The following is a 16,344-nucleotide window of genomic DNA, read 5'->3' on the forward strand; positions in this document are numbered from 1 at the left end:
ATCTCCGAAGCGATTCTTCTTGCACATGGGATGGTGCAGGGCATCTCAAACAGCTTGGGTATACGGCTCTTCTTTATCAAGGGTCCAGCGACAATAGTGCAAGGGTTGCGGGAGCCCAGAATCTCAGCAGATGTCGATGTTCTCGTGGAACCACCCGGGCTCGATCTACTGCTGCAAGCCCTGCGGCGCAAGGGATGGCGGCAACGCCCTGCGGCCCCTGACAGCAGGGCCTTTGCAAAGCACGCCATCACTATGGACCACGCCGGCTGGCCTTGTTGTATCGATGTTCACTTCCGTTTTCCCGGAATGGAGAATGGTCCCGACGAATGCTTCGAGGCTATGTGGGCGCGCGTCGAGTGGCAGGAACTCGCAGCCCAGCAGATACGAGTACCGTCAAAGGGACTGGGAATCTTGATACTGGCACTGCATTCATTGCGTTCGCCTTGGTTGTCCGTGTCTGTGCGGGACCTCTCCTTCCTGTCTCGGATTACCCCATGCCAACCAGGCTTGGTGGAAGAAATCGTTGAGATCGCCCGAGAAACCGGTTCGTGTGCCGCAATGCGCCCCTTCTTGGAGGGGATAAGCCCAGCCGCGTGGACTCGGGAGTGGCCTGTGCCCTCGCGAATGTGGTGCAACCGAACAATGGTCCGAGAGCCGGGACGGGCCGGAATGATAACAGTCGCACAGGCGCCTTGGAACGACAAACCAAGGGAGCTCTGGCGGGCCGTGTTCCCACGGTCAGAAGTCTTCCTCAGCAAGAACATCTACGCAGATATGTCCTTTGCCGGACGACTCGGGCAACATCGGGCGAGATGGGGGAGGTTCTTGCGCGCGCTTCCCCATATCGCCAAAGATTTCAGCTCCTCCGGCTAGCCCGGATGCTCATAGTAATTTTCCGGGAGCCTAGCGGCTGCATCTCTGTCCAATTGCCTCTCACTCCAACAAATTTGTTAAGGTTCAGCTATGACTAAGCGGAAAGCTATAACCAAGGCCGTCATCCCTGCTGCCGGATTGGGAACACGCTTCCTGCCCGCCACCAAAGCAATGCCGAAGGAAATGCTGCCGGTAGTGGACCGTCCGGCCATCCAGTATGTGGTGGAGGAAGCGGTTGACGCGGGCCTCACGGACCTGCTGATGATCACGGGCCGCAACAAGCGTGCCCTTGAGGACCACTTTGACCGCGAGCCTGGCCTAGAGGCTGCCCTTGAGGCCAAGGGCGATAAGGACAAGTTGGGCATGGTCGAGTACGCCTCCAATCTCGGCCCCATTCATTATGTGCGTCAGGGCGAAGCCAAGGGCTTGGGCCACGCGGTGCTTTGCGCTGAACAGCACGTGGGCGCAGAGCCATTCGCTGTGCTCCTGGGTGACGACCTCATCGACGAGGCCGAGGATCTTCTGAGCAGCATGATGGAGGTCCAGCAGAAGACGGGAGGCTCTGTGATTGCCCTGATTGAGGTCGATCCGTCACAGATCAGTGCCTATGGCTGCGCTGACATCACTACTATGGACGGCGAGGACTACGTACGCATAAACAGTTTGGTTGAGAAGCCGGCCGTTGGCGAGGCACCGTCTAATCTTGCCGTTATTGGCCGCTACGTGCTGCACCACTCCGTGTTCGGCGTCCTGGCAAAGACAGAGCCGGGCCGTGGCGGCGAGATCCAGCTGACGGACGCGCTGCAGACCCTCGCTGCCGCTGAAGGCGAGGGCTCGGGCGTCTACGGTGTGGTCTTCAAAGGACGTCGTTATGACACGGGCGACAAGCTTAGTTACCTTAAGGCCGTCATCACCCTCGCCTCGGAGCGCGTGGAGTTCGGTGAGGACCTAAAGACCTGGATGAAGAGCTTCGTAGGCTAACTCAGCTCTTGACGCCCTTAGGAGGCCTACTGCCGGAAGGCGGTAGGCCTCCCCTTTTTGCGGTCAGCGCGAGTACAGCCCCAATGACCGCGCCGGACGTGTTCGCGATGATGTCAGATGGGCTTGCAAATCGATTGTGAAGAAATAGAAGCTGTCCCAGCTCGATACCGCCGGAAACAAACAGCCCCAACGCGCCGATTTGCCACCAATGTTTTGATGGAAATGCGAGTGCAGCCGCGAAACCGATCGGCATAAAAAGCAAAACGTTGGCGCCGGGTTCTATTAACGCGTAGTTGAACCAATCGGGAACGCCAATGTAATGGAGAAGGGCAAGAGCCGCCGAGAGTTGCCTCGATACAGGCTGGTCTACCGGTGTTGGCCACAAGGCGATAAAACCGAGGGGGGCCGCCGTGGCGCCGAGAACTAGCCGCCAGAAGGGGTAGTTACCGAGTACTCGCAAAGGAGGCTTAGGAGATCCGCAGAAGCGCAAGCGTGGCTATTCCAGTGGAAAGTGCAGCGAGGAGAAGAAGCAAGATGTAGCGGCATGCCTGCTGGGAGGGCGCTGGAAGTGAAAAGTCATACTCTCGTGGTGCCCTGCGCCAATGTCTCCCCATACTTCAAATAGATATCACACAATGTAAAAAGGTGGGTGGCTCTCCGGCTATAGAAGAACCACCCACCTTCCGGTGCTGAAGAGGGTTGCGATTAGGCTGCGGCGTCAGCCTTGCCCCGGCGACGAACGACCACTATCGAAGTCGCGCCGGCAGCAAGGGCGCCGGCACCCACCAAGGTCCAAAGAACCAAGCCTGAGTCGGCGCCGGTGTTGGCCAAACCACCCGTGTTCGCCAATGGAGCACCAGCAACGTCACCACCGGTGTTGGCCAACGACGCAGCCACAGTTACCACAACGGGGCCAACGGTGACGCCGGAAGTGTTGCCGGTCGCGGTGATGGAGTAGGTTCCCGGCTGATTGATAGCTATCGGCAAGGCAACTGCACCTTGTGCGTCAGCTGTTGCTGAGAGGGTCTGTGCCTCCGCCAAGACACTGATGCGACCTGCAACGGCTCGGCTGCCGGCGATGTTTGCACCGTTGGAAGCTGGTGCCTGACCGGGCGTAACTCGGATGGTGAGCGTTTCGCCGGCAAGGAAGCCCTGGCCTCTGAAGATGAATGTTTCGCCCGGACCAACTACGCCATCGGATACGGCAGCCTGCGGCGGAAGAGGTGGATAAGTTGCCGCCATGGCAGGAGCTGAGCCGACGAGAGCGATGGAACCGGCGAGTGCCAGTGCTGCGAGTGTTTTTTTCATGTGTCCCCCCGGAGACTTTTGAGTTTTTTGTACCCGACATTGGGGAGTGTCCCCATCCACACGAGACCAAGTGCAGAATTACGGATAGCTATCCCGAACAGACGCTATCACCTCCTGTTACTTGTGAGCAATCTGGCAAGCAGGTTTGAAGCACAGCTACAAGACTTGCGTTATTCGCTATTGCATTTGGTTGCTAATGGTGGAACGACAACATCCTTGACATCCTGGACGGTTGGCGTGACAACGACGTGTGATTGCGTCTGCATGGACACTTCTGAGAACAGAAACTCTAGAGTTCGAGTTTCGCCTGGTGCGACTCGTATAGACACCACGCCGACTGGCCGGTTCCCGTGAATGAAGGGAGCAAAGTCAGACTTGGTTCCATTAACTATGGCGGTGTTGACGTGTGCCTCTGGTGGTCCGTAAGCGACCACGTTCGTCTGGACCACTCCGGGAGGCACACCATAGGCGCCGCCCCCGGTGACGCCAGCGGGTAACGAGGTTGCGGCGTCAATTGGTGCATCATTCGTAAGCGTAACTTTAACCGTTGTTTGCCCATAGCCGCCTACGGCGCACTCATGCACTAGCTGAACTGTATGCCTGACGTAGTAGTCCATCTTGGAGCCAGTTCCATCATTGAAAAAGACGCCGAAAGATCCGGGCGTAGCGTCGGGACCTGCCAGTACGGATCCTCCAATTGCTGAAGAAGACAAAACACGCTGTTCCTGCTCCCGAGAGCTCCAAACCTTGAGCCGGTCTTCAACCGCGCTTTGAGCCAGAGCATTGAGGAGCTCCGCTCCTGGGGCTTTTCCAGACGTAAGAGCGGCGAAGACACTCTTTGCTGCCTCTGCAAAGAACTTGTCCTGGTCGGTGTAGTCCAACGTTGTGTAGGTGTCGGACAAGAGGACTTTCGTAACGTTGTCAGCTGTAAGAGCCGTTGATAGTGAGGTAGGCAAGCCCGTGTTCTGGCCCGAGTCAAGGTGAAGAGGACCAGTTGCTCTGAGGAGATGAGAGAGGACGATGGGATCGAGAGCTATCACTCCGTCGATAGAAGTGCCAAACCGGGTTTCCCACATGGATTTCGCTGTTTGAGCTGCCGTGGGGAAATCCGGGGTAAGGTTCGCGCCGCTAACCTGCTTGCCCAGCTTATTTGAATAGATATGTTCTTGTTCTGGGTCTACTGGTATTGGCGGGACAAACTTGCCTAGTGCGGAGGCCGTCGTCTGGGCAGTCATCTCTATCTTTCCATGGTCCACCCGGATGACTGCGAGTGCTCCGGCGAGGCCTCCGGTAGCTCTCAGCTCTGCGTTGTTTTGGATAAGTATGAGATAGTTCCGTGGTTCGACTGACCCGAGCATTTCAGGCAAGGGCCCGCTCAGTCTGGCGGCTTCGTTGAGAGGTCCGCGGACAGAATGCAGCAGCTGAAGGACTTCATCAAGTGGATTGGCAATCTGCGTAAGGAGATTGCTTCTATCCACTGCCTCAAGGCGAGTTGTGACCGCGTCAGTTGTCCTGGCCGCAGTCACTATGTTTGGTGCTGCACTGCTGAATATACGCAGGTCAATCCCGCCACCTTTAGGGGTCAGCAGTCCTGAGGTAAGCGGGTCGAAAGTATTCAAGAGGGGTTCCGCCGCTTCCGAAGCGACAGAGTTTGCTGCTTCCGCCAGCTCGCTGACGGCAGCGAAGTTTGTGCCCACCAATGGCATTCCACTCGATAGCTGCCACAGGGGGTCGCGTACGCCCGAGAGGGCGGATCGAGTATGGTCCTTTATGTCCCCCAAGATCTCCCTCGACTCGGCTATCTTGCCGTTGGTCATTTGGGTCTTTAGTTGAGAAACTAATGTCGACGCCGACGTCAAATGGTTTCTAACGTCTATGACTCGGAGCGTGAGCCACAGACATGCGCAAAGCAGCAACAGAACTAGGAAAACTACGCCGTACGTGCCCCGCCGCCGCATGCCGCGGCGGGGCCTTGCCTCAAGGGTGTCCGAGCCGCCAACGGAGCTCGCAGCGCCGGTTTTATCGCCTCTTGCCGATGTCTGCTCGACTGACATGTTTCCCTCTTCTGGCTTTATAGTCTTTCGCGAGGTTACAACTGCATGTCTCCGCGATTACTCGATCTGGTCAAAGGTGTTACTGCTTCTCCGTGAAAGGGGCGGCAGGCGGAGTCCTCGACGGCGCCGATAACCAAAACAACCTTACTTTACGGGCAACAACCCTCACTGGCTGGGTTGTGGACACGATCTAACTGCGTCGTAGTAGCTATTAGAGGCAAAAGACAGCTGCTGGGTTGGTCGAAGGAGCAGCGAACCAAACTCGGTATCTGTCGAGGCCGAAACGACTGCTTTCGGAGCGGTGTCAATAAGGGGATCCAGACGCGGACACGCACAACCTAAACGCTTCGTCGCCGTATCACGAAAGCCCTGGTGCAACAAATGTTACGCGAGAGTATCAGTCCTAAACGGGGGTGTCAGCTTGTTTCGTGATGAGTTGATCGTGGCAGGAAACGAGGTACGCTGCGTGTAAAATCTTCCGCGGGGGTGTTCTGATCTCCTAAAACCACTCAACAGAGCTGCTTCGGCGGCGGGACTTGCCGGGGAACATATGGAGTTGAAGGACTACTTGCGTGTCGTCCGGCGGCGGTGGATATCCATCGCGGCTGTGACTTTGATCGGCCTAGGTTTGGCAGCCGGTTACACGTTGACGCAGACTCCGCAGTTTCAAGCCAAGAGCCAGCTCTTTGTGTCGGTAAAGGCGGGAGCCTCAGCAACGGATGTTTCCCAGGGCAATGCATTTGCTGAAAAGCGAGTCACTTCGTACGTAAGTTTGGCGACCAGCCCCCGCGTTCTCCAGGCCGCAGCGCAGCAGCTACGTTTGGGCGACGGAAAGGCATTGGCGGGCAAGGTGACTGCGACATCGCCGACGCAAACCGTCCTCATCAACGTGACTGCGACTGACTCTAGCCCAGAATTGGCAGCGGATGTTGCGAATGCGGTGGCAACGGAGCTCATCTCAGCCGTAAATGAGGTTGAGGATGTCAACATCGTGCACCTAAGCGTATTTGAGCAGGCAATGCCAAGCACCACACCCTCTTCGCCGAAGGTGGCAACTAATCTTGCGCTTGGGGCACTCCTCGGTTTGCTAATAGGTGCTACGTATGCCCTTCTGCGCGAGCTGCTGGATACTAAAGTCCGAAGTTTGGATGATGTCGAGCGGACCCTGGGAGCTGGCGTTCTTGGAACGTTCTCCACGGACAGCACTGTAGAAAGTGAGCCATTGGTCACCCAAGGCGACCAGTTCAGTCACAGGGCGGAAAGCTTCCGTCAGTTGCGGACGCATCTCCAATTCACAAATCTTGACGGTGGTCCTCAGACTGTCGTGGTGTCTTCCGCAATTGCGGGAGAGGGAAAAACATCGACGGCAGTAAATCTCGCAATCATGTTGGCAGAAGGTGGCAGTAGGGTGCTCCTCGTCGACGCCGAGCTGAGGCGTCCGCGAGTTGCAAAAGCTCTCGGCATTGAAGGGACCGTCGGGCTTTCTGGTGTCCTTTCGCACACTGTTGAGTTCGAAGATGCAGTCCAAGTTTGGGGACGAGGCGAAGCTCTGCATGTGCTGGCTTCCGGCCGGCCGGCACCGAATCCGAGTGAACTACTTGGTTCCTCGACGATGGCAAAACTTATTAGTCGCTTTGAGGACGCTTACGAGGTAATCATCATTGACGCCCCGCCTCTCCTGCCCGTTACCGACCCGGCAATACTTGGCTCGATGTCCAGTGGAGTTGTCCTGGTGGTTAGTGCCGATGGCCGAACTAACAGGGCGGATGTCGCGCAAGCGGCGGCAAACCTGGATTCGGTAAAAGCGCGATTGCTTGGCGTTGTGGTGAACCGACTGGAAAAAAAGCCTAACACTCATGCCTACTATGACTACCGGCCCGAATCCCTGGAATCTGGAAAACGGGGCAAATCAAGAACGCGGCAGCCAAGTCTTCGATCCGACGTTCAAAGGTACTAGCTGCTGTCCGCGCTAGTTTTTCTCGATTGATATTCCTATGGGGGAAATTGCAGAATGAGCCATAAATATTTTCCGTTCCGGAAAGCCCTGATATTCCGGTGGCGGGAGTATCTCTTGGACGCTTGTGTTTGGGCGTTGTCACTGCCCATCGCAAGCCTGATTCGCCTGGATTTTGATCCGTCACGAGTAGCCCCTGTCTTTGTGGGTGCAGTTGTGATTCTGGCGGCGGTTTTGCAGGCTGTTGCTGGCTATATTTTCGGCCTCTATCGCTATCGGCACCCCTATGGCTCGAGGCATGATGCGAACAACCTCATGCTCGTCGTGGTTGTTGTTGGCGTAACTCTGACAGTAGGTCGGCTCCTTGTTCCTGCATCGGATGACTTCCCTCGCAGCGTTCCATTCATTGGACTGCTCGTTGCATTTGTTCTAATGGCGGGGCTTCGCTTACTTCACAGGTACGTGATGGAGCGTAATAGCCGCCCCTCCGAGACAGCGGCACCAGCTTTGGTGTACGGTGCCGGGCACCTGGGACAGCACGTTATTCAGCAAATGAATCGCGATAGATACTCTCCGTATCGTCCTGTCGGAATCATCGATGATAATCCGCGACTTCGCGAGTATCGAGTGGAGGGCGTATCAGTACTCGGCGGCCGAGTCGATATGACGCGTGTAGCGCGGAATACAGGTGCGGAGATATTGATTTTTGCTATTGCCCGTGCTGACGCGGTGCTCATGAGGGAGGTATCGGACGCAGCGGATGCAGCGGGTTTGCGACTTCTCGTGCTGCCGTTGCTAGCCGATATTCTTGAAGGCCACGCTCAGTTAGGGGACTTGCGGGATGTATCCATTGACGACATCATTGGGCGCCATCCAATAGACACCGAGTTGGAGGCCATCGCCAGCTTTGTAACAGATAAGCGCGTGCTGGTTACTGGGGCTGGCGGATCCATCGGCTCCGAGCTCTGCCGGCAACTGGTTCGGTTTTCCCCGGCAGAAATTATAATGCTCGACCGGGATGAAACAGGCCTTCAAGGAACCCAGATTTCCATATTTGGACATGGACTGCTTGATACTAAAGAAGTCGTGCTAGCTGACATTCGTGATGCGGCGACAATTGAAGAAATCTTTAGGCGGCGTCGTCCTGAAATAGTTTTCCATGCCGCTGCGTTGAAACATTTGCCTATGCTGGAGCAGTACCCAAGCGAAGCGTGGCAGACGAATGTCTTAGGTACTCTTAATGTTCTGAACGCAGCTAAGTCTGCCGGAGTGGAAACGTTTGTAAATATTTCCACTGATAAGGCGGCTAATCCTACAAGCATACTTGGTCATTCGAAGCGCCTCGGTGAGAAGCTGACCGCCTGGTTCGCCAAAGAAACTAACCTGTCATATCTCTCAGTCCGGTTTGGGAATGTTATCGGCAGCCGTGGATCGATGCTGCCAACTTTCACGACACAGATTGAGGCCGGAGGTCCCCTTACCCTCACTCATCCTGATGTGACCCGCTACTTCATGACAATTCCAGAAGCCTGCCAACTCGTTATCCAGGCGGGAGCGATCGGGGGTCCAGGTGAAGTTCTGATTTTGGATATGGGTGAACCTGTGAAAATCATGGACGTGGCGGAGCGAATGATTGCCAAGTCTGGCCGTCAGGTTGAGATCGTCATTACCGGCTTACGCCCGGGCGAGAAGCTGCACGAGGAGCTAGTCGGCCTCGGCGAAAACGACGAACGGCCGAAGCATCCAAAGATTAGCCACACCGGTGTGCCTCCATTGTCACCCGCAGACTTGGCGGATCAGCACTTGGTGACCCGGCAATCGTCCCCTGATCGTCGTGACAATGATAAGGAGGCCGCCGGGTTGGTTTCCTCGGCCTTTCGTGTGGATGCGAGGAGCGAAGAGTCACGATGAAAAACAGGCTATTTTTATCATCCCCCGACGTAGGCGCTATAGAGGAAAAATACCTAATTGAGGCCTTCCGCTCTGGTTGGATTGCGCCGTTAGGACCTGACGTCGATGCTTTTGAACTGGAAATGGCCGCGAAGGTCGGAGTCGCACATGCAGTGGCGCTCAGTTCCGGAACAGCAGCCCTCCACCTGGCTCTCTTGGGCCACGGTGTGCGTGCGGGCGATGTAGTGGTGACGTCCACGATGACATTTGCAGCGACCAGCAATGCAATTCGCTACGTCGGCGCTGAACCGTACTTTCTCGATGCAGAGGCTGACACCGGAAACATGGATCCGGATCTCCTTGAGCGGGCTTTAACGCAGCTGGCTCACGACGGAGTGAAGGTCGCAGCAGTGGTGCCCGTAGACCTACTTGGCAAGGCCGCCAACTACACTCGTATTTGTGCCATAGCGCGCCAATTCGGGTTGCCCGTTATCGCTGACTCGGCTGAGTCCCTGGGGGCATCACATGCGGGCAAGCGTGCCGGGGCGTGGGGGGACACGTCGATTCTGTCCTTCAACGGGAACAAGATAATGACTACGTCGGGGGGTGGCATGTTGCTGACGAACGACGCCTCTTTTGCCGCGCGGACTCGATACCTCGCAACCCAAGCCCGACAACCCGTTGCCCACTATGAACATACAGAAGTGGGATATAACTACAGACTTAGTAATCTGCTCGCTGCCTTGGGCAGAGCTCAGCTTTCACGGTTGGATGAGATGATTGGTCGGCGAAAGCTCGTTCGACGCTTCTATCGAGACCTCTTCTCTGATGTCCCGGGAGTTCAAATCTTCGGTGGAGACAATGACGACGACGATAACTTTTGGCTGACATCTATCGAAGTCAATGCAGCAACCGCGGGCTGGTCTGCTGATGATCTTCGGCGATGGTTGGACGAACAGAATATCGAAAGCCGTCCCCTTTGGAAGCCTATGCACATGCAACCTGTATATAAAGATGCACCCGCACTTCTCACTGGAGTTTCTCAGCGGCTTTTTGAAACAGGGCTAACCTTACCGAGTGGTTCGGTGCTGGACAGCCGAGACCTCGAACGCGTGGCCGGTGCTATCCGAGCGTTCCTGACCATGCCGGTCCCGGCGTGAAAGCTGGACGTGACTACGATGGTTTAAAGCGCTTGATGGACGTAGCTATCGCGCTTGTGGCTTGTATTGTGACTCTGCCCATCCAGTGCGTTATCGCAATCCTCGTTTACAAGAATCTTGGACGTCCGGTTCTGTTCCGCCAAGCACGTCCAGGTAAAGACGGAAAGATATTCATGCTGCTCAAGTTCCGTAGCATGAAGCCCCCGCTTCCTGGAAGCCCAGTGCCGGCTGACGCTACGCGGCTAACTTCATTTGGGCGGGCGCTCCGGGCGAGCAGCCTCGATGAACTTCCCTCGCTGTGGAATGTGGTCAAGGGCGATATGAGTCTCGTTGGTCCCCGACCATTGTTGCCACAGTACTTGGAGCGGTATACGCCTGAACAGAACCGCCGCCACGAAGTACGCCCGGGAATTACTGGACTGGCGCAAGTGACAGGCCGGAATGGGATCGGGTGGGATGAGAAGTTCCAGCTCGATGTGAAGTACGTGGACTCCCGCTCTCTGGGACTGGACCTTCGCATTCTCGCCGGGACTGTCCTCAAGGTCGTTCAACGTGACGGGATCTCCCAGCCAGGAATGGCGACCATGTCTGAGTTTATGGGCAACTTGACGCCAGGTGGAGGCAGTTCGCCAATCGAAGAAAATGAGTCAAATCCGTCTTCTACGTGACTTGTGGTTCGGTTAGGGGCTAAGTCCGGTAGCCGCAGTCGTCAGACCCTCGTCGCTTTGAATAATAGGAACCTTTCTAAGGAGTTTTGTTGAAAATTTTGATCACTGGCGGTGCTGGCTTCATAGGCTCCAACCTTGTCGCCTATTTCAACCGGCATACCCCGGACGTAGAGGTTCGCGTTCTCGACGATCTAAGCACCGGGCGCCTGGCGAATCTCGACGGTCTGAGCGTCCAGTTCACTGAAGGATCCATTCTGGATCAGTCCCTTCTAAGCAGCGTCACTCGGGGCGTCGATGCAGTCGTCCACCTTGCGGCAATAGGAAGTGTGCCGCGGTCTGTAGGTGCGCCGCGACCCAGCCACGACGCCAATGCGACGGGCACTCTAAACGTGCTTGAGGCCGCTAGGGAAAACGGCATCCCTCAAGTGATTGTCGCCTCCTCTAGCTCGGTGTACGGCAGCAACAAGGCGCTGCCTAAATCGGAGTTTGACTGGACTCGGCCGATGAGCCCATACGCAGTCAGTAAACATGCAACTGAGGGTTACACAATTGCCTATGGATTTTCCTACGGGATGAAGACGTTAGCATTCCGATTCTTCAACGTGTTCGGCCCGGGACAGCCTGCGGACCACGATTACGCAGCAGTGATACCTCGGTTCCTCGATGCGGCCCTTAGAGGTGAGCCGGTTACAGTTCATGGAGACGGACTCCAATCACGTGACTTCACCTACGTCGAGACAGTTTGCGCGACGATTTTTGACGCTGTACAGAGGGGCGTTTCATCGCTCGATCCGGTCAATCTCGCTTTTGGAACTAACACCACGCTTATGGACCTGCTTCAGAGAATGGAGTCAGCTCTTGGATGCCAGATCGAAGTCGAACACGCCGACCCACGAGTTGGCGACGTGCGGGCCTCACAATCAGATGGTCTCAGAGTTAAAGAGCTCTTTCCTTCAATCGTGCCCGTGGATCTCGATGAAGGATTGTCGCAAACAATCAAATGGTTTCAGAGTCTGAAGGATGCCTAGTGCAGCGGTTGAAACCAAGGATACTTCTGGGCGTTACCTCAGACATGTCGATTCGTCTCATGGAGGGTTTCCCCCAATTCCTCGCAAACCGCGGATGGGATGTCCATGTCATTAGCTCGCCCGGTCCGCAGCTGGATAGCCTTGCTGAAGTAGCTGGTGTAACCACCCATGCCCTCAATATGGCTCGAAAGCCGGCGCCCCTAGCCGATCTTGTTGCTCTCATTCGTTGGACCATCCTGTTGCTGCGTCTCAGACCGGACCTGGTTTCGGTAGGGACTCCGAAAGCTGGCCTCCTAGGAGGCATGTCCGCTTGGATTACTAGAGTCCCAACGCGAATTTACCTATTACGCGGACTTCCTCTGGAAACTGCTACAGGCCTTAAATTGACAATTCTTAAGGTGATGGAGCGCATTTCGTTCGCTACAGCCCATATGTCCGTTGCAGTCAGCAGTAGTTTGAGTGCACGTGCCGTCGAGCTGAATCTTGTCAAATCTGGGAAGATCCGTGTGCTCGGCGCAGGCAGTTCGAATGGCGTTAATCTGCACCGTTTCAGGCCCTCAAAACCGAGCACGGCTGGGACGCCAAAGGGACCCGGCAAGCCTCTAGCTACAAAGCTGGGGTTAGAATTTGGCATTCCAATTATTGGATTTGTCGGCAGATTAACCGAGGATAAAGGCTTGAGGCACATGGCAGAAGCGCTTCAAATTTTGTCGGATCGGGGAGTAGACTATCAACTCCTAATTGTTGGCGGCCTTGATGATTCGGCTGCGAGGGAAGCCCTGAAACGATTGGAAGAGGCCAAAAGGCGTCCAATACAGACCGGACATGTTCAGGATACGGCGCCCTACTATCAGTTGATGGACCTACTGTGTTTACCCACTCGCAGGGAAGGATTCCCTAATGTGGTTCTGGAAGCTTCGGCTTCTGGGATTCCAACTGTGACCACCGATGCGACTGGTGCGGTTGATTCGGTTATCGACGGTGAAACCGGCTTCGTCACACAGTTAGACTCAGCGCATTCGCTCGCTAACGCACTCGCTTCCCTGCTCGAAAATGCGGAACTTCGAAGGAGAATGGGAGACGCAGCCAGGGTTCGTGTGCACGACCAGTATGCGCAGCGCCTTGTCTGGCGCAATTTAGAAGATTTTTATATTCAGTCTTTGCCGGGGGGACTTGATTTCCGTAATCAGGATACGTCGAAGGAGGGCTAGCCTTGAAAGCAGGTAAAAAAAGGCCAAATCAAGAGGCTCCGATTGCAGTATCCCGCTACGGAACGTTCGGTGCCAGCACGCGCGTGCGGCTTGATGACTGGTTTGCCCATCTGGGAATCCAAGCCGAGCGCTGGGATTATGTGGGCGCACCGAATAATCAAGCCCGGACACTCTTGCCCCGGATAAAAGAAATAGGAAAAGAAGAGATGCGGCTGCGATTTTCGAGTTCATCAGTTGCTGATCGGACGGTGATAATGAGTCGAGGTGCGTCACCCTTCAGTTCCGGAGCGCTGGAAGAATCACTGTTGAACCGAGCCGCATTCTCTGTTTATGACTTCGATGATGCCATTTACGTAGGGTCACATTCCCTAAGACGGCGTATCTGGTCAGAGAAAAAAGCCTGGCGTCGTTCCGTCTGCGCAGCTGACGTCGTCATCGCAGGCAGCGAAGTTCTGGCCGAAGCAGCCGCCCGGATTCGAAGTGACGTCATTCTAATCCCGAGTTGCGTCGAACCTAGTAGATACGAACTTAAGCATGACTACGAGATCGGGGCATACCCCATCGCTGTCTGGATCGGTACACCATCGACGGAGCAGTTTCTTGGCAGTATTGCCGAAGCCTTACTCGCCCTTCATGAGAGATGGGGTTTGCGACTGCGCGTAATCAGTTCAGGAAGCGCCAGCCTGGGTGTGCTCGACCGCATTGTGGATCGCATCCAGTGGAATATGAACACTTTCCATCATCACTTGGCTAGTGCTGATTTAGGAATCATGCCGTTACCGGACACACAGTTTGAACGAGGTAAGTGCGCTTATAAGCTTTTGCAGTATGCCGCGTCAGGCCTCCCCACTGTTGGGAGTCCTGTTGGGGCAAATGTACAGGCCCTAGACCGTATAGCCGGGATACCTGCGGAATCTGCGGGCTTGGGCTGGCAGAACGCTGTCTCATCGATCATTGAGGCCACAACTGAGGAACGAAGGTCAATGGGCACTAGCGGCCGGCGGGGAGTTGAAAAGCATTACAGCTACGCTTCATGGGCTGATACGTGGCGGCGAGCGACTCGACTCGGCAGCGCTCCTCGACACATGGACGGACGAAGGTAGGCAGTTAATGTGCGGAATCAGCGGATTCTACGACGAGCATAGGGTTCAGTCGCGGATGGAGTTAGCTGCAGCGATGGCCTCGCGCATCAGCCATAGGGGACCTGATGACAGCGGAGTATGGATTGACGAAGTGATGGGCGTGGCCCTTGCTCACCAACGGTTGTCGATTTTGGACCTGAGTTCAGCTGGTGCGCAGCCGATGGTTTCAGCTGATGGAAACCTTGTGATGGTGTTCAACGGCGAGATCTACAACCACAGAGATCTGCGGGCTTCGCTGGACGCCCAACAGATCGTCGCGTGGCGTGGTCACTCAGACACGGAGACAATACTGGAATGTTTCGCTGCGTGGGGAGTGGAGCGCACTCTAAAGGCCTGCGAGGGCATGTTTGCTATCGCGCTATGGGATAAGTCACTCAAAACGCTTACACTGGCTCGCGATCGCTTCGGTGAGAAGCCGCTTTACTTCGGATGGCAAGACTCAGCTTTCCTATTCGGGTCTGAAATGAAAGCGCTGAAGGCCCACCCGGCCTTCGAAGGCGTGATAAGCCGAAATTCCCTGTGCCTCTTACTTCGGCATAACTGCATACCTGCCCCTCACTCAATCTATGAGGGTATTTATAAACTCCGACCAGGACATTACTTGAGTCTGTCCCAAGCGATGCTGACGGCTGGGTCGTTGCCGGAACAGCGTCCTTATTGGCAATTGGAGGAAGTTGTTGAACGCGGCCGTCTTAACCCTTTTGTGGGTAATGACACAGAGGCGGTTGACGCGTTGGAAGGTGTTCTAGGGTCCAGTATTCGGCGACAAATGATGGCAGATGTGCCCCTGGGCGCCTTCCTTAGCGGGGGTGTAGATAGCAGTACGGTGGCAGCGCTTATGCAAGCGTCCACGCCGCAACCTATCAAGACATTCACTATCGGCTCATCTAACTCCCAATATGACGAGTCCACACACGCCAGGGCGGTAGCCAAACACCTAGGAACTGAACATACAGAACTGATCCTCCGTCCCGAAGACGGCCTGAACATTATTCCGCGTTTGCCATCAATGTATTGCGAGCCATTCGCTGACAGCTCCCAAATCCCAACTTTTTTGGTGAGCCAACTGGCCAGCGCCGAGGTGAAAGTTGTCCTTAGCGGAGATGGGGGGGACGAAGTGTTCGGGGGCTACAACCGCTACCTAGACGCCCGCCGCGTTTGGTCACGGGTGTCGGGCCTCCCCGCGCCTGTTCGAAGAGCAGCTGCTGCAGGACTCAAAGCGGTGCCGCCTCGAGCCTGGGATATGGTGTTTGAGACTTCCAGCTCGCTCATACCAAAGCGCTTTCACCTGAACAATCCAGGTGACAAAGCCCATAAGCTAGCAGGAGTGCTGAACACTAACTCCGGAGAGTCTTTTTACCGACAGATTACAAGCCACTGGGATAACCCATCCGAAGTCGTGATCGGGGGAATCGAACCTCGAACGATTATCACCGACGCTCCACAGTGGCCACAAACCACCAATTTTGTTGAGTGGATGATGGCTATGGATACGCTCACTTACCTGACAGACGACATCTTGGTGAAACTCGACCGAGCGGCCATGGCAGTCAGTCTCGAGTCGCGCGTCCCGATGCTGGACCCCTCCGTCGTGGAGCTCGGTTGGAGCTTGCCGTTAGACAAGAAAATTAGAGCCGGAGAGGGGAAATGGCTTCTGCGCCAGGTTCTCTACCGTCATGTACCTAAAGCAATCATCGACCGTCCAAAGATGGGCTTCGGCTTTCCGTTGGAGGAATGGCTAAGGGGTCCGCTTCGTGAGTGGGCGGAAACTTTGCTTGGAGAAGAACGTTTGCTGCATGAAGGCTTTTTCCACGCGAAACTCGTGCGCGAAATGTGGATGGACCATATTGGTGGTCGCCGGAATCACCACCACCAGTTATGGACAATTTTGATGTTTCAAGCGTGGCTGGACGAGCAAGAGACTCACCAGGAAGATGCTTTCGCTAGCTCAATATCCAATCGCCGGGTAATAGATCAACCTTGTAATTGAACCCAAGATGAAGCCTTGGGGATTCGATCCCGATGCTTAGTGGTTGCGCGGTGCTTAGGTCTCGCGAGCAGCGCCGATATGCAGA

The 16,344-nt window shown here is 55.5% G+C and carries 13 protein-coding genes; 10 read left to right on the top strand and 3 right to left on the bottom strand.

Going from position 1 to position 16,344, the window contains the following annotated elements:
* The first annotated feature begins 30 nt into the window (after window positions 1-30).
* Together ASG79_RS23160 and galU are read left to right on the top strand one after the other, a co-directional pair.
* The gene (locus tag ASG79_RS23160) at window positions 31-873 is read left to right on the top strand and encodes a nucleotidyltransferase family protein (RefSeq protein WP_235509859.1); all 843 of its coding nucleotides are present in this window, start codon (window positions 31-33) and stop codon (window positions 871-873) included.
* A 90-nt stretch (window positions 874-963) separates the two neighbouring features.
* Window positions 964-1,854 (top strand): UTP--glucose-1-phosphate uridylyltransferase GalU, encoded by an 891-nt coding sequence (gene galU, locus ASG79_RS17675; protein ID WP_056392840.1) that lies wholly within the window; start codon window positions 964-966, stop codon window positions 1,852-1,854.
* 1 nt (window position 1,855) lies between these two features.
* On the opposite strand, the gene ASG79_RS24180 is transcribed toward galU, so the two are convergent.
* The 3 genes from ASG79_RS24180 to ASG79_RS23170 all read right to left on the bottom strand — a co-directional run bounded on the left by ASG79_RS24180 (window position 1,856) and on the right by ASG79_RS23170 (window position 4,979).
* Window positions 1,856-2,107 carry a VanZ family protein gene (locus tag ASG79_RS24180; protein WP_235509860.1) on the bottom strand — a complete coding sequence of 84 codons (252 nt, stop codon included), beginning with the start codon at window positions 2,105-2,107 and terminating at the stop codon, window positions 1,856-1,858.
* Window positions 2,108-2,559: 452 nt separating this feature from the next.
* Entirely contained in the window at window positions 2,560-3,162 is a 603-nt protein-coding gene (locus ASG79_RS17680) for an LPXTG cell wall anchor domain-containing protein (protein ID WP_056392841.1), read from the bottom strand.
* A 170-nt stretch (window positions 3,163-3,332) separates the two neighbouring features.
* Window positions 3,333-4,979 carry a DUF4012 domain-containing protein gene (locus ASG79_RS23170; protein WP_235509843.1) on the bottom strand — a complete coding sequence of 549 codons (1,647 nt, stop codon included), beginning with the start codon at window positions 4,977-4,979 and terminating at the stop codon, window positions 3,333-3,335.
* Between the two features lie 787 nt (window positions 4,980-5,766).
* Here ASG79_RS23170 and ASG79_RS23175 point away from each other — a divergent pair.
* The 8 genes from ASG79_RS23175 to asnB all read left to right on the top strand — a co-directional run bounded on the left by ASG79_RS23175 (window position 5,767) and on the right by asnB (window position 16,259).
* A complete protein-coding gene (locus ASG79_RS23175) occupies window positions 5,767-7,173 on the top strand; it encodes a polysaccharide biosynthesis tyrosine autokinase (protein WP_082581807.1) in 1,407 nt (468 codons plus the stop codon).
* Between the two features lie 54 nt (window positions 7,174-7,227).
* Window positions 7,228-9,081: a polysaccharide biosynthesis protein gene (locus tag ASG79_RS17690; RefSeq protein ID WP_082581808.1), complete on the top strand. Its 1,854-nt coding sequence runs from the start codon at window positions 7,228-7,230 to the stop codon at window positions 9,079-9,081.
* Window positions 9,078-10,220, top strand: coding sequence for a DegT/DnrJ/EryC1/StrS family aminotransferase (locus ASG79_RS17695; protein WP_056392845.1), 1,143 nt, complete (start codon window positions 9,078-9,080; stop codon window positions 10,218-10,220). Before ASG79_RS17690 ends, ASG79_RS17695 begins: the two co-directional genes overlap by 4 nt.
* Window positions 10,221-10,255: 35 nt before the next feature.
* The gene (locus ASG79_RS17700) at window positions 10,256-10,888 is read left to right on the top strand and encodes a sugar transferase (protein ID WP_056392847.1); all 633 of its coding nucleotides are present in this window, start codon (window positions 10,256-10,258) and stop codon (window positions 10,886-10,888) included.
* 89 nt (window positions 10,889-10,977) lie between these two features.
* Window positions 10,978-11,916 carry an NAD-dependent epimerase/dehydratase family protein gene (locus ASG79_RS17705; protein WP_056393158.1) on the top strand — a complete coding sequence of 313 codons (939 nt, stop codon included), beginning with the start codon at window positions 10,978-10,980 and terminating at the stop codon, window positions 11,914-11,916.
* Between the two features lie 59 nt (window positions 11,917-11,975).
* A complete protein-coding gene (locus tag ASG79_RS23575) occupies window positions 11,976-13,127 on the top strand; it encodes a glycosyltransferase family 4 protein (RefSeq protein ID WP_235509861.1) in 1,152 nt (383 codons plus the stop codon).
* Between the two features lie 2 nt (window positions 13,128-13,129).
* Complete coding sequence (locus tag ASG79_RS23580; protein WP_156400232.1) at window positions 13,130-14,230, top strand: hypothetical protein; 1,101 nt, start codon at window positions 13,130-13,132, stop codon at window positions 14,228-14,230.
* A 7-nt stretch (window positions 14,231-14,237) separates the two neighbouring features.
* The gene (gene asnB / locus ASG79_RS17710) at window positions 14,238-16,259 is read left to right on the top strand and encodes an asparagine synthase (glutamine-hydrolyzing) (protein WP_082581810.1); all 2,022 of its coding nucleotides are present in this window, start codon (window positions 14,238-14,240) and stop codon (window positions 16,257-16,259) included.
* Window positions 16,260-16,344 lie beyond the last annotated feature (85 nt).

The organism is Arthrobacter sp. Soil761 (assembly GCF_001428325.1).
Lineage (GTDB): Bacteria > Actinomycetota > Actinomycetes > Actinomycetales > Micrococcaceae > Arthrobacter.

Excerpts from the sequence above, each read along its gene's own strand:
- ASG79_RS23160 (WP_235509859.1), top strand. The coding sequence starts at position 31 with ATGGTGCAGGGCATCTCAAACAGCTTGGGTATACGGCTCTTCTTTATC.
- galU (WP_056392840.1), top strand. The coding sequence starts at position 964 with ATGACTAAGCGGAAAGCTATAACCAAGGCCGTCATCCCTGCTGCCGGA.
- ASG79_RS24180 (WP_235509860.1), bottom strand. The coding sequence starts at position 2,107 with ATGCCGATCGGTTTCGCGGCTGCACTCGCATTTCCATCAAAACATTGG.
- ASG79_RS17680 (WP_056392841.1), bottom strand. The coding sequence starts at position 3,162 with ATGAAAAAAACACTCGCAGCACTGGCACTCGCCGGTTCCATCGCTCTC.
- ASG79_RS23170 (WP_235509843.1), bottom strand. The coding sequence starts at position 4,979 with ATGACCAACGGCAAGATAGCCGAGTCGAGGGAGATCTTGGGGGACATA.
- ASG79_RS23175 (WP_082581807.1), top strand. The coding sequence starts at position 5,767 with ATGGAGTTGAAGGACTACTTGCGTGTCGTCCGGCGGCGGTGGATATCC.
- ASG79_RS17690 (WP_082581808.1), top strand. The coding sequence starts at position 7,228 with ATGAGCCATAAATATTTTCCGTTCCGGAAAGCCCTGATATTCCGGTGG.
- ASG79_RS17695 (WP_056392845.1), top strand. The coding sequence starts at position 9,078 with ATGAAAAACAGGCTATTTTTATCATCCCCCGACGTAGGCGCTATAGAG.
- ASG79_RS17700 (WP_056392847.1), top strand. The coding sequence starts at position 10,256 with ATGGACGTAGCTATCGCGCTTGTGGCTTGTATTGTGACTCTGCCCATC.
- ASG79_RS23575 (WP_235509861.1), top strand. The coding sequence starts at position 11,976 with ATGGAGGGTTTCCCCCAATTCCTCGCAAACCGCGGATGGGATGTCCAT.
- asnB (WP_082581810.1), top strand. The coding sequence starts at position 14,238 with ATGTGCGGAATCAGCGGATTCTACGACGAGCATAGGGTTCAGTCGCGG.